The 13,539-nt window shown below is 41.5% G+C and carries 10 protein-coding genes; 6 read left to right on the forward strand and 4 right to left on the reverse strand.

The annotated features are described in order from the left end of the window. Positions 1-197 precede the first annotated feature (197 nt). From dapB to BM378_RS12370, 5 genes are all read left to right on the forward strand, one after another. On the forward strand, positions 198-995 hold the full coding sequence (dapB, locus tag BM378_RS12350; RefSeq protein ID WP_036967669.1) for a 4-hydroxy-tetrahydrodipicolinate reductase: 798 nt from the start codon (positions 198-200) through the stop codon (positions 993-995). A gap of 207 nt (positions 996-1,202) precedes the next feature. Next, a complete protein-coding gene (gene carA / locus BM378_RS12355; RefSeq protein WP_036967672.1) occupies positions 1,203-2,339 on the forward strand; it encodes a glutamine-hydrolyzing carbamoyl-phosphate synthase small subunit in 1,137 nt (378 codons plus the stop codon). A gap of 16 nt (positions 2,340-2,355) precedes the next feature. After that, positions 2,356-5,574, forward strand: a complete 3,219-nt coding sequence (carB, locus tag BM378_RS12360) for a carbamoyl-phosphate synthase large subunit (RefSeq protein ID WP_074989295.1) — start codon at positions 2,356-2,358, stop codon at positions 5,572-5,574. Between the two features lie 51 nt (positions 5,575-5,625). Continuing rightward, positions 5,626-6,102, forward strand: a complete 477-nt coding sequence (greA, locus tag BM378_RS12365) for a transcription elongation factor GreA (RefSeq protein WP_074989297.1) — start codon at positions 5,626-5,628, stop codon at positions 6,100-6,102. A 118-nt stretch (positions 6,103-6,220) separates the two neighbouring features. Next, positions 6,221-7,264: a S66 family peptidase gene (locus BM378_RS12370; protein ID WP_074989298.1), complete on the forward strand. Its 1,044-nt coding sequence runs from the start codon at positions 6,221-6,223 to the stop codon at positions 7,262-7,264. Between the two features lie 44 nt (positions 7,265-7,308). On the opposite strand, the gene BM378_RS12375 is transcribed toward BM378_RS12370, so the two are convergent. After that, entirely contained in the window at positions 7,309-7,965 is a 657-nt protein-coding gene (locus BM378_RS12375; RefSeq protein WP_074989299.1) for a nitroreductase family protein, read from the reverse strand. 103 nt (positions 7,966-8,068) lie between these two features. Here BM378_RS12375 and BM378_RS12380 point away from each other — a divergent pair, with 103 nt between their 5' ends. Next, positions 8,069-9,007 (forward strand): LysR family transcriptional regulator, encoded by a 939-nt coding sequence (locus BM378_RS12380; RefSeq protein ID WP_036967684.1) that lies wholly within the window; start codon positions 8,069-8,071, stop codon positions 9,005-9,007. 166 nt (positions 9,008-9,173) lie between these two features. Here BM378_RS12380 and BM378_RS12385 read toward each other — a convergent pair whose 3' ends face one another. The 3 genes from BM378_RS12385 to BM378_RS12395 all read right to left on the reverse strand — a co-directional run bounded on the left by BM378_RS12385 (position 9,174) and on the right by BM378_RS12395 (position 13,297). After that, positions 9,174-10,616 (reverse strand): serine hydrolase domain-containing protein, encoded by a 1,443-nt coding sequence (locus BM378_RS12385; RefSeq protein ID WP_074989301.1) that lies wholly within the window; start codon positions 10,614-10,616, stop codon positions 9,174-9,176. 189 nt (positions 10,617-10,805) lie between these two features. Continuing rightward, positions 10,806-11,669 carry a D-Ala-D-Ala carboxypeptidase family metallohydrolase gene (locus BM378_RS12390; protein ID WP_074989302.1) on the reverse strand — a complete coding sequence of 288 codons (864 nt, stop codon included), beginning with the start codon at positions 11,667-11,669 and terminating at the stop codon, positions 10,806-10,808. 8 nt (positions 11,670-11,677) lie between these two features. Continuing rightward, the gene (locus BM378_RS12395) at positions 11,678-13,297 is read right to left on the reverse strand and encodes a L,D-transpeptidase family protein (protein WP_074989304.1); all 1,620 of its coding nucleotides are present in this window, start codon (positions 13,295-13,297) and stop codon (positions 11,678-11,680) included. Positions 13,298-13,539 lie beyond the last annotated feature (242 nt).

Consider the following 13,539-nt stretch of genomic DNA (forward strand, 5'->3'; position numbering starts at 1 on the left):
CCGCAAGCCAAAGACCAAATCGGCGCAAAGGAAGAAGTTTAAATGTATAGATGGCTAAATGCAAAGGCTATCTGTTATTATTGTTGTTATTTTATAAATCCAAAAAATTAGCGCTGTATTTTTTATAAGCTAACCTGACTATTACATGAGTTTTCGATAAAATCTAGCCAGCTAATAAGAATAGATAAGGTAAAAGTATGAACCGTATAGGTGTATTTGGTGCTAATGGCCGCATGGGTCTTGCACTATTAGAGGCTGTTACAAAAAATGAGCACTCTGTGTTAACGGGGGCGTATGTCCGTGAAAATTCACCGCTTATTAATTTAGCTGTTAATCAATTAAACAGTGCCGCTGATGCGGATGTGCAATTTAGCAAAGAAACTGATGTAAAAGAGACTGACGTACTTATTGATTTTACTTTACCCGCGGGGATGCGTAATCACCTCAAAACAGCGGTAGAAAAAAATATAGCCATGGTGATCGGCACGACAGGCTTAACCCACGACGACCTTGAAGCGTTAAACGATGCAGCAAAGCATATCCCGATTGTTTTTGCTCGTAACTATAGCGTAGGCGTTAATTTACTGCTTAACTTAGTGCAGACTGCAGCTGTGAAATTTGGCGATGACATGGACATAGAGATTTTTGAAGCGCACCATCGTCATAAAATTGATGCGCCCTCGGGCACTGCTTTGGCTATTGGTGAGGCTATTGCAGAGGCAAAAGGCTGGCAACATGATGACGTTGCACGTTTCGATAGAAGCCACGATGAACAAGCAAAATCGCAAAATGAAATCGGTTATTCGGTTATGCGAGGCGGAGATATAGTAGGTGAACACACCGCATATTTCGCAACTTCTGGCGAAAGACTAGAATTAACTCATAAAGCAAGTTCTAGAATGACCTTTGCCTTAGGTGCTGTAAGAGCTGCGGGCTGGTTGAAAAATAAGCCGGCTGGACTTTATGACATGCAAGATGTGCTTGACTTGAAGTAGTTTAGTTTCTTTTTTGGCAGTTTCAGTGAAAATTAAGTTAATAACGCTTATTTTTGCTATTTTATTAATTATGATTAGATCTGAAAAGCAAATTACTGTAAAATAGCGCCAATTTGCCAAAAATTCATAAATGCGTGTTTCCAATCGCTTTAAACGGGCAGTAGAGCAAATGACTTTACTCCCGTTTTTTACTGTTAGGAGGTTAACTTGACTAAATCCGCTCTGTTAGTCCTAGAAGACGGCACAGTGTTTCGCGGTACTGCAATCGGCGCTGACGGCATGTCAGTCGGTGAAGTAGTATTCAATACGTCTATGACTGGTTATCAAGAAATTTTGACTGACCCTTCATACGCGGAACAAATCGTAACTTTGACGTACCCACATATCGGTAATACGGGTACTAACAGCGAAGACGAAGAAGCGGGTCAAATCTGGGCTAAAGGCCTAGTGATCCGTGATTTGCCACTGCTAGCAAGTAATTTCCGTAACGAGCAATCGTTAAGTGATTACTTAAAAGAACGCAATATCCTAGGTATTGCTGACATCGACACTCGTAAATTAACACGTATCTTACGTGATAAAGGCGCTCAAAATGGTTGTATCATTGCAGGCGACGAGTTAGATGAGAATAAAGCGCTCGAAGCTGCGCAAGCCTTCCCAGGCTTAAAAGGCATGGATTTAGCAAAAGTTGTCTCAACCAAGGAAAATTTTGAGTGGCGTGAATCAAGCTGGACATTAGGTGAAGGCTTTAAAACGCTAGAAGCAGCAGACGAGAAATTTCACGTTGTTGCTTATGACTTCGGTGTTAAACGTAATATCTTACGCATGTTAGTTGACCGCGGTTGTAAATTAACCGTTGTGCCGGCACAAACATCTGCTGAAGACGTACTCGCACTTAACCCAGACGGTATTTTCTTATCGAACGGCCCTGGTGACCCTGAGCCATGTACCTACGCAATTGACGCAATTAAGACCTTTCTAGAAACAGATACGCCAATTTTTGGTATTTGTTTAGGTCATCAATTACTTGCGCTTGCCTCTGGTGCAAAAACAGTAAAAATGAAGTTTGGTCATCACGGTGGTAACCACCCAGTTAAAGACCTTGACCGCAATGTGGTTATGATCACTGCGCAAAACCATGGTTTCGCAGCGGATGAAGCGACATTACCAGCGAATTTACGTGCAACTCACGTTTCATTATTCGATGGTACGCTACAAGGTATTCACCGTACTGATAAGCCTGCATTTAGCTTCCAAGGTCACCCTGAAGCAAGCCCAGGTCCACACGATGCAGCACCTTTATTCGACCACTTCATCGACTTGATGCAAGCTCGTTCTAACTAATTTAACCGGAGTAACAATGCCAAAACGTACCGACATAAAAAGCATTCTTATCTTAGGCGCGGGCCCGATCGTTATCGGTCAAGCTTGTGAATTTGACTACTCTGGTGCACAAGCGTGTAAAGCACTACGAGAAGAAGGCTATCGAGTTATTCTTGTAAACTCGAACCCTGCAACTATCATGACTGACCCTGAAATGGCTGATGCGACGTACATCGAACCAATTCACTGGGAAGTGGTAGAAAAAATTATTGAAAAAGAAAAGCCAGATGCTGTACTCCCAACAATGGGTGGTCAAACAGCATTAAACTGTGCGCTTGACCTAGACAAGCACGGTGTGTTGGCTAAACACGGTGTTGAGCTAATCGGTGCAACTGCGGATGCCATCGATAAAGCAGAAAACCGTGAGCGTTTTGACGCTGCAATGAAAAATATTGGCCTTGAGTGTCCGCGTGCTGAAATCGCTCACTCAATGGACGAAGCACACGATGTACTTACTCGTATCGGCTTCCCATGTATTATCCGTCCATCATTCACCATGGGTGGTACCGGTGGCGGTGTTGCATACAACCAAGAAGAATTTGATGAAATTTGTGAGCGTGGTTTAGATTTATCACCAACAAATGAGCTTCTAATTGATGAATCATTAATCGGTTGGAAAGAGTACGAAATGGAAGTTGTTCGTGACAAAAACGACAACTGCATCATCGTATGTTCTATCGAAAACTTTGACCCAATGGGCGTTCACACGGGTGACTCAATCACCGTTGCACCAGCACAAACGTTGACGGATAAAGAATACCAAATCATGCGTAATGCATCGATGGCGGTACTTCGCGAAATCGGCGTTGAAACAGGTGGTTCAAACGTACAGTTTGGTGTGAATCCAGTTGATGGCCGTATGGTTATCATTGAAATGAACCCTCGTGTATCTCGTTCATCGGCTCTAGCGTCTAAAGCAACGGGTTTCCCAATTGCCAAAATCGCTGCGAAACTAGCTGTAGGTTATACGCTTGACGAGCTTCAAAATGATATCACGGGTGGTAAAACACCTGCTTCATTCGAGCCTTCAATCGATTACGTTGTGACTAAGATCCCACGTTTTAACTTCGAAAAATTCGCAGGTTCAAACGACCGTCTTACTACACAGATGAAATCTGTGGGTGAGGTTATGGCTATTGGTCGTAACCAACAAGAATCACTACACAAAGCATTACGTGGTCTTGAAGTGGGTGCAACAGGTTTTAACCCAATTGTTGCGCTTGATGACCCGAAAGCGAAAGAGAAAATCATTCGTGAATTGCGTGAGCCAGGTGCCGAGCGTATTTGGTATGTTGCTGATGCAATGCGTCATGGTATGAGCGTTGAAGATGTATTCGAATTGACTAAAATCGATCCATGGTACTTAGTACAAATCGAAGATATCTTAAAAGACGAAGAAACAATCAGCGAAGTAGGTATGGCTGGTTTAACTGCCGAGTTCTTACGCAAGCTTAAACGCAAAGGTTTTGCTGATGCACGTATCGCTGAAATTGCGGGTGTATCTGAAGCTGAAATTCGCAAAAAACGTCACCAATTAAATATCGTGCCAGTCTACAAACGCGTTGATACGTGTGCGGCAGAATTTAGTTCAGACACAGCTTACATGTACTCAACGTATGACGAAGAGTGTGAAGCGAACCCGTCTGACAAAGATAAAATCATGGTAATTGGTGGTGGTCCTAACCGAATTGGTCAAGGTATCGAATTCGATTACTGCTGTGTTCACGCGGCATTAGCGCTACGTGAAGACGGTTACGAAACAATCATGGTTAACTGTAACCCTGAAACTGTTTCTACAGACTACGACACATCTGACCGTCTATTCTTCGAGCCAATTACGCTTGAAGATGTATTAGAAATCGTTCGTGTTGAAAAACCAAAAGGCGTAATCGTTCAGTACGGTGGTCAAACTCCACTTAAACTGGCTCGTGCACTTGAAGCGAATGGCGTGCCAGTTATTGGTACGTCACCTGATGCAATCGACCGTGCTGAAGACCGTGAGCGTTTCCAACAACTTGTTGAGCGTTTAAACCTTCTTCAACCTGAAAATGCAACAGTAACGTCTCTAGAAGAAGCGATTGTAAAATCGGCTGAAATCGGTTTCCCTCTGGTTGTACGTCCTTCATATGTACTTGGTGGTCGTGCGATGGAAATCGTTTACGATGAAGATGACTTACGTCGTTACATGACTGAAGCGGTATCTGCATCAAATGAAGCCCCAGTATTGCTTGACCGTTTCTTAGATAACGCAATCGAAGTTGACGTTGATGCTATCTGTGACGGTGAGCAAGTGATTATCGGTGGTATCATGGAGCATATCGAGCAAGCAGGTGTTCACTCAGGTGACTCAGCATGTTCATTACCGGCTCATTCATTAACTGCTGAAGTACAAGACGTAATGCGCAAGCAAGTGACAGACATGGCACTTGAGCTTGGCGTAGTGGGTCTTATGAATACACAGTTTGCAGTGAAAGACGGCCAAGTTTACTTAATCGAAGTAAACCCTCGTGCAGCGCGTACAGTACCGTTTGTATCAAAAGCAACGGGTGTAGCACTTGCTAAAGTAGCAGCGCGTTGTATGGCAGGTCAGTCATTGGCAAGCCAAGGTATCACCAAAGAAGTGATTCCTCCTTACTACAGCGTTAAAGAAGTTGTATTACCGTTTGCTAAGTTCCAAGGTGTTGACCCAATGCGTGGCCCAGAAATGCGCTCAACGGGTGAGGTAATGGGTGTTGGTGAAACATTCGCCGAAGCGTTCGCTAAAGCACAATTAGGTGCAAGCAACACTTTACCACGCGGTGGTCGCGCGTTACTATCGGTACGCAACAGTGACAAACCACGTATTGTTGAACTTGCTAAAACTATGACTGAACTTGGTTTTGAGCTAGATGCAACAGGTGGTACTGCCAAAGCACTTGAAGACGCTGGTATTGCAGTTCGTCGCGTAAACAAAGTATTCGAAGGTCGTCCTCATATTCTTGATAGAATTAAAAATGGTGAATACAGCTACATTGTAAACACTACTGAAGGTCGCCAAGCGATTGAAGATTCGAAGGTGTTACGTCGTGGTGCGTTACAGCACAAGACTAACTACACAACGACACTGAACGCGGCATTTGCTAACTGTACTGCAAACCAAGCAGACGACCGTAGCAAAGTGACGTCAGTTCAGGAACTACACCAGCGAATGAACTAAGGAAATGTGCCAAGGGCGAGTGATTCGCCCTTGGGATTAAGTGAGAATAATATGCAATCAATTCCGATGACGGTTCGTGGTGCAGCATTACTGCGCGAAGAACTTAACGAATTAAAAACAGTTACCCGTCCAAAAATCATTGCTGATATCGCTGAAGCACGTGAGCATGGTGATTTGAAAGAAAACGCTGAATACCATGCTGCTCGCGAGCAACAAGGTTTTTGTGAAGGTCGTATTCAAGAAATTGAAGCGAAGCTTTCAAATGTACAAATCATCGATGTAACTAAGATGCCTAAGACAGGTAAAGTTATTTTTGGTACAACGGTGACTATCGTTAATGTTGAAACCGACGCTGAGGTTAAATACCAAATCGTGGGTGATGATGAAGCAGATATCAAAAATAACCTGATCTCTGTAAACTCGCCAATCGCGCGTGGTTTAATTGGTAAAGAGGTTGATGACGCCGTTACCATTAAAACACCTAATGGTGAAGTTGAATACGAAATCATTGAAGTTGAGTATATTTAATAGCTTAACCAAGCATTGATGAAGCCGCGGTTTTATACCGCGGTTTTTTTATGCCTGTTTACAGCCACCCAATTATTCGTTACGTTGGCGTTCTATTAACGATTATATAGAGGTGACAATGGCAAAAATTCACTACCCTAAAGCGCTTTCAAAAGGCGATAAAATAGCCATTTGCGCTTTTTCATCAGGGGTTGATCAAGCATATCACGCACGTTTAGATCTTGTGTTGGCGGGCTTAAAAGCAAAAGGCTTTCAAGTTATAGAAGGGGCATGCTTACGCGAAGCCCATAGTCCTGCGAAACAGCGTGCAGATGAATTAATGCAGTTTTTAACAGATGACTCAATTGCCGCTATCATGCCGCCATGGGGCGGCGATCTCACCATGGAAATTTTATCTTTACTTGATTTTAATGCGATAAGCCAAGCACAACCGAAGTGGTTAGTGGGATTTTCAGATATCAGTACATTTGCATGTGCTTTAACGACACGATGTGGTTGGGCAACACTGCACGCAGCAAATTTAATGCAAATTCACCCAGACGATCCTGATGAATACTTAGCAAACATTTTCAAAGCACTACAATTAGGTGAAAAAGGTCAATTAAATCAAGTGGCCTCACCTTATTACCAGCAGTCTGTTATAGATTATTCGCACCAGCCGCAGGCACAGTTTGATTTAACTGCACCGAGCCAATGGCGTTGTATAAACTACAAAGACACACGTAAAATTGAAGTGTCGGGGCGCTTGATAGGCGGCTGTTTGGATACGTTAGGTTTACTATTACCTTCTAATTACTACGCATTACATGAATTTAAAAAACAGTATGCACCTGAAGGACTTATTTTATATTTAGAAAATGCAGAGCTCAGCCCGATGGCACTTGCACGCTGTTTGTTATCGTTAAAATTGAATGATGTTTTTACCGATGTAAATGCCGTTGTGTTTGGTCGCAGCCCTGCAATAAATAACGACTGCTACTTTGATGAATCTCAAGCAATTGAGCTCGCATTTAAAGGCAACTTATTTCCGGTTATTGTCGATGCAGACATTGGACATGTTGCGCCAAATTTAGCGCTTATTAATGGTGGTTTTGCAACGATTACTGCTGACTTAAGTGAAGGTATGGCGCGTAATGTGAAGGTCAATACAACGTTAAATTAAATATTACGCCTACGAGAGTAGGCGTAATACACGGCATGTAGCGCTTAAATCACTGAAATAATAGTATCTTTATCTAAACGCGATTTTGGTAATGCAGCATTATAATCTTGCTCAGGCTCGTGATAGCCAATTGCCAAAGCAACTTCACAGACATACCCATCTAGCTCATCAGCGAAAAGCTCACCGAGTAAATCTTTATCAACCCCTTCCATCGGAGTAGAGTCAATGCCTAAACGAGCCACGGCATGCATGGTATTGCCTAACGCAATATACGTTTGTGACTTAGTCCACTGTGCATTATTACCTTGTTCATCGGTATTTAAATCAACAAAAGCAAAGGCACCAAAAGCGCTTTCTTTGTTTTCTGCTTTTGTACGGCCATTAGCAATGTCTGCCTCTATGACTTTTTCATAATCTTCACGTTTGTAGCGAGGGTTATAAGCAAATAATATAGTGTGTGAGGCGGCCTTCGCATGTAATTGATTAAACTGAAACTTGTTTGCAAAGCTGTCGTGTAAACGCTGTTTTGCTTGGTCTGATTCAATTACTACGAATTTCCATGGTTGCGAGTTAATCGATGAAGGAGTTAAGCGCAGTGCTTCTAAAATAACGGCCAAATCATCTTGGCTAATGCGTTTAGTTGCATCGTAGCGCTTGCTTGTATAACGGCGTTGTAAGTCTGAAATAATAGGGTGTGTCATGTAATTGCTCCCGCATGTATAACAATATGACTGAGTGTACGCCTTGCATACTTAGCGATAAAGCGCATAATTCAATAAACATTATCAAAAAATTTTAGTTAATATGTTGGTTGAAGATCTGAAATTAATCCTCAAGGTCGCTGAATTCCGCAGCATTACTACCGCTGCTGCAAAACTAGATATGCGCTCAGCAACAGCGAGTGCGGCAATAAAGCGTGTTGAGGCAGCTCTCGGTACTGAGTTATTTGTGCGAACAACGCGTCACTTGCGTTTATCAGCAGCTGGTGAGCGCTTTTTGCCTCAATGTCAGCAGGCAATTGCCATGCTTGAGCAAGCAACTCTTGCATTAAAAGGCGAGCATGATGAAATTGAAGGTGAGCTTAGAGTGGCGTTATCATCTGATCTGGGCCGTAATATGATTATTCCTTGGCTTGATGAATTATTAGATGAGTACCCCAAACTCAGTTTGAGACCGCATATCAGTGATAGTAATGTTGATTTTTACCGTGATTCAGTCGATTTTGCACTGCGCTATGGCTCGCCATCAGATTCCAATCTTTATGGTTTCAAAATTTGTAATGTGCCACGTATATTATGTGCAACCCCAGACTATTTAGCCAAGCATGGTATGCCTAAGCACCCAAATGATTTAAAACAACATCAGGGGCTTTTTTATCAACTGCAAGATATCATTAATAATGTCTGGGATTTTACTGACGGCACAGAACGTTTTAAGGTAAAAATGCAAGGTCGCCGTGCCTCGAATGATGGTGATTTAGTCAGACGATGGTGTGTTGCAGGGAAAGGCCTTGCAGTTAAATCATGCATTGATATCAGTGATGATTTGCTTAATGAACGTGTAATACCTGTTATGCAAGATTATCCGCATTTGTGTGCAGAGCTGTGGCTTATCTGTCCAAGTCGGCAATCAATTACACCTGCTGTTCGTTTAGTTCGGGATATATGCCGCGAAAAAACCAAAGCTATACTCAATCAACTGATTGAAAAGGGTATTTTAGATAAGCGGGTACTCGATAACTAATTATTTTAAGTATAGAATAACGAGGCTTTTTCATCTTTATGGCTAAGCAACATTCTCAGGGCAGGGTGAAATTCCCCTCAGGCTTTATACTTTAAATTAAAGTGAGCCCGCGAGCGCTTTAGTCATGCTAAAAGTAAAAAGAGGCCACGTGGCGTGGCTTCTTTTGTTATTGCAGTTTTTCAATCGCGTTGTGTGCGCTGTTACTTTCTGGGTCTAGCGTGAGCGCTTTTTTGTAACTTGCTAATGCTTTTTGTTTATCACCGGCTGCTAAATATGCTTCACCTAAACTATCAAACGTATTTGCGGAATCTGGATAAGATTGATTGTTGAGTTCAAACACCGTGATTGCGGCGTCTAGCTCACCCATCTGCATTAATTCATAGCCAAAGTAGTTTAGCGACCTTTCTCTTGGCGTATTACCATCACTCACCATTTGCTGATAGGTTTTCTTTAGCCCTTCAATACCTTCACGTTTAAATACGTTATAAAGTTTGCTATCTATATGCTCTGTCGCTTTTTCGTAGGGTTTGCCATAGTAGATTGCAAGTAGGCCATTAGTCATGGGGGTGAGTGGCGCACCACCGGTATTATTTAAAATGATAACCAGTAATTTGTCTTCGATGATCCTACTTATAAATGCATTAAAACCATTGATGCCACCGCCATGTTGAATACGTGTCAGGGGTTTTCCATAGGTGCTTTTATCAAGGTTAGTTACTTCCCAACCAAGCGCATAATTTCTTTGCTCAGACACGTGATACATCTGCTGTTTATATTCTTTGTTCAATAACTTATCTGAGTAAAGGGCTTGATCCCATTTTAGTAAATCTCGTGCTGTTGAATACATAGACCCTGCAGCATACGGGATAGACATATCTAAGTAGTCTGTATTGCTGTAGCCAGTTAGGCCATTGTCGTAACCCGATACGCGAAATTTAATGATTTTATTGTGAGAATCATAGCCTGTGTCGTTCATTCCGAGTGGATCTAAAATATTTTTCTGTAATACGTCTTTGTATTTTTGACCCGTTACCTTTTCAATTACTGCACCTAAAATAAAGTAGCCTGAGTTGCTATAACGAAATTCAGTGCCGGGTTCGAACAATAGATCATCACTGCACAATAAGCGGATAAATTCATCAACGCTGTAGTTGTTTTTACTATATTCGTCGCGAAATGTTTTTAATTGAGTGTAATTACTAAGCCCAGAAGTATGGTTGAGTATTTGTCGAAGAGTAATTTTTGCTGCGATATCTTGCCTGTAATCAGGAAGGTACGTTGCCAGAGGTTCATCAAGTTTGAGCTTACCTTGTTGCGCAAGTTGTAAAATGAGCATGGCAGTAAATTGTTTTGTAATCGAACCTATTCTAAATTTACTTTTCTCGCTGTGCTCAATATCCCATTCAAAGTTTGCGTAGCCATAACTTTTTTCAAACAGTACTTTTCCATCTTTAGCGACTAGTACATTGCCATTGAACTGCTTGTAGTCATGAAAACCTTGAATAAAGTGAGCCATCTCAGTTTGCATATCTTGGCTGCGGGCAAGGCTTGTAAAAATAATTATTGAAATGATAAAGAGTAGTTTTATGTAATTTATAAATGTTTTCATTGCTGTCCTTATGATGAATCTAATCCATTCTAATTCCAAAAGAGGCAGTCTCGTTTTAGCCGTGACACTATGTGAGCGATGGATTTTCTATTTAGTGTGATTTTTGTACTAATTCACAATAGCTTAGTCTTTATCTTATTGGAATATAATAGAAACATTCTATTACAATTCATTTATTAATAGAGTGTCTTACCACCTTGCGGTAAAGCCACGGTTGTCTATGTGTACAAAACCACCATGATGAGCCGCAGGTTTATAGCGGCCAATACCGCCAGTGTAGCGGCTTTGCTTTTGAAATTTTTCGAACAGTTTATAAAGTACATCGACATCGGCAATGGTGAGCTTGCCATCACCGTTTAAATCGTCCATGCGGCCATCGCCGTTTTCATCGATGTATAAATCAAATGCATCACCATATTGATGACGACTGTGTCGTCCATTACCAATAGAGCGGTTGTAATGAGGCGTACGGTAGCCACTGATAAAGGCAAATTTAGTTACTTTAATTCCTTCACGTTGCACAAATTTAAGTAAATCTTCGAGCATCATTAACCCATCGTTATTAACATAAAGGTATTTTGGGAAACCACTCACTTGTTTACAAATCACATTTCTAACTTGCACATGAGGTGTTAATTGGCGTGTTAAATCCTGCTCTGTTATTTCAATAAGCCCTGATGGGGCACTGTACTGTGGGTTGTTTTTGTATGGAGCAGGGTACGTGCCAATTTGGTAATTATTCAGTACTTTGTTTTTGGCGTTAAACGGCTTTTTTACAATAACCATTAAGGTGCGTTCAGCGTGTGAATTTGCCAGTACTAAAGAATAAAACCCTGCTTTTTCAGGAGCATAAACGGCGAGGCTTGTAGGGCCTAACCGTTCTGTTTTTACATCTGACACATCGGTAGCAGAAAAGTCGGCCGTGTTATCAAGGGTGAGCACTTCATTCGCATCCATTACAATACTGTGCAGCGATTTGTTGAGCTCAAGTGCACTGATAGGCAGCGTTATGCATGCAAACAACGTACTGATAACCACTAGGCTAAATTTCATAGATACCTCTAGATTGAATCATTTGAAAGTGGCTTAGTGAGTTTTTCTAGTAATACAGGATCGCGATTATACACATCAGAGTAAAAATGCAGTCCATCATCTGTATTTGCAGCCACGGTCCAATACATTAAAAAGACATCAAGCGGGTTTGACAGGGTTACTTTTTGTGTCTCTTGAGCAGAGATAGCGTCATCAATTTTACTGCGAGACCAACCATCCGAGGTTCCTAATATTTTTTCAGCGAGTGTGAGTGGCTCATCAACCCGCACACAACCATGACTGAATGCACGTTGGTCTTGCTGGAATAAACTTTTTGCAGGAGTGTCGTGCAAATAAATTGAGTATTTATTTGGGAACATGAATTTGATTTGTCCCAGTGAATTATTTTCTGAAGGTTGCTGTACAAACCAATACGGGAAGTTTTTGCGGCTCGCATTAGCCCAGTCAATGCTCTTGCTATCTACGGGGTTACGGCGGCTATCTACTACCACAAAGTCCTTTTCATTCAGATAGTTGGGGTTATCTTTCATTTTCTTAATAATCCCTCCAGAAATACTCCGTGGTACTGTCCAAGTCGGGTTCATTACTATGTAACTCATTTGCCCTTTGAATATGGGGGTTTTTGTGTAGTTTTGGCCTACAACTACATTGGTTTTCCATTGAAGTTTGTTATCTTCGAACAGATAAAGCATATACCCCGCAATATTAACGATTAAAAAACGCTCGGTAATGGTGTTGTCTACCCAGCGAATGCGCTCTAAATTAACTAAGATATCATTAACATATTCACTGTAATCTCTATTGAGCAGCTTTATGGTTTCATTTCCTATTACACCATCGTCAGCAACTTGATGTAAATATTGGAATTTTTTAACAGCCTCAACAAGTTCATTGTCGTAACTGGTTTCATCTGAAATTCCAGAAGAGTAGTAGTTTAAGCGTTGTAGTTTTTGTTTTAATAGTGGCACAGCGGGGTCTGATTGACCGGGTTTTAATACCTTATTTTGTAATGTGATATTCGCAAGCTCACCTTTGGTGTCAAGTTCGCGATAAAAAACCAATGCATCTTTCAAGGTTTTATAGTGGGGCAGAGTGGGTTTTAAATCATTAAGGCCTTTTTCGAGGCTTTTTGATTTTACATGTTTAAGCAGCGCTTTTGCAGCGGCATCTGGGGTGACATCAGACTGCTCGTAATTCCATGTGTCGGATAGTAGTTTAGGGTTCACTTTACCGCGAATCAGGTGTTTTGCGTAAGTCATGATGGCATCGGTCATCAGCACATCGAATTGTGCTTCGACGGCTTGCGTGCCGCGCTTGTCAATTTCTTTTGCCAATGCCATCAGCGTGTCAAAGTGGTAATCGTTAGGGAAAAGTCCTTCAAGCTCAGCTTGTGCAATTAAATTAAGAGCTTGTTTTGTGTACGCAAAATCAGACCAAACACGTTCAAAGTTATTTGCTTTGTAGGTGGCAACAGTCATTTCAGGGGAGTGGATTAGTTCGCTTTCTACAGAATGAGATTCGCCAATTAAAATAGGTTCAAGCTGTTGTTGTAAATATGGGTTTTCAGCCAGCGCAGGAATACAAAAAGATAAACAACTAACCAAGGCAGTGTAGCGAATAAATTTCATAGCTATGTCCTTATAACGTGTTTGTAAGAGTGACACTAATTAGCATTAATACTTAATTATTCAGAGGGGTAAAACCTGATGCTGACAGCGTTAAAAATTTCTGATTTTGAACAACGAAATTTTGCAGTGCTCGCGACGAGGGTTTTCGCCTAAAAATAACTCTTAGAATAAGCAAATTAGTATTCTTTGAATTTGTTTCTTTTTTACACACTTAAGCTTAGCAAAGTTATGAAAATTTTAGG

The sequence above is a fragment of the Pseudoalteromonas lipolytica genome (assembly GCF_900116435.1).
GTDB lineage: Bacteria > Pseudomonadota > Gammaproteobacteria > Enterobacterales > Alteromonadaceae > Pseudoalteromonas > Pseudoalteromonas lipolytica.

Excerpts from the sequence above, each read along its gene's own strand:
- BM378_RS12370 (WP_074989298.1), top strand. The coding sequence starts at position 6,221 with ATGGCAAAAATTCACTACCCTAAAGCGCTTTCAAAAGGCGATAAAATA.
- BM378_RS12380 (WP_036967684.1), top strand. The coding sequence starts at position 8,069 with ATGTTGGTTGAAGATCTGAAATTAATCCTCAAGGTCGCTGAATTCCGC.
- BM378_RS12395 (WP_074989304.1), bottom strand. The coding sequence starts at position 13,297 with ATGAAATTTATTCGCTACACTGCCTTGGTTAGTTGTTTATCTTTTTGT.
- BM378_RS12375 (WP_074989299.1), bottom strand. The coding sequence starts at position 7,965 with ATGACACACCCTATTATTTCAGACTTACAACGCCGTTATACAAGCAAG.
- greA (WP_074989297.1), top strand. The coding sequence starts at position 5,626 with ATGCAATCAATTCCGATGACGGTTCGTGGTGCAGCATTACTGCGCGAA.
- BM378_RS12385 (WP_074989301.1), bottom strand. The coding sequence starts at position 10,616 with ATGAAAACATTTATAAATTACATAAAACTACTCTTTATCATTTCAATA.
- dapB (WP_036967669.1), top strand. The coding sequence starts at position 198 with ATGAACCGTATAGGTGTATTTGGTGCTAATGGCCGCATGGGTCTTGCA.
- BM378_RS12390 (WP_074989302.1), bottom strand. The coding sequence starts at position 11,669 with ATGAAATTTAGCCTAGTGGTTATCAGTACGTTGTTTGCATGCATAACG.
- carB (WP_074989295.1), top strand. The coding sequence starts at position 2,356 with ATGCCAAAACGTACCGACATAAAAAGCATTCTTATCTTAGGCGCGGGC.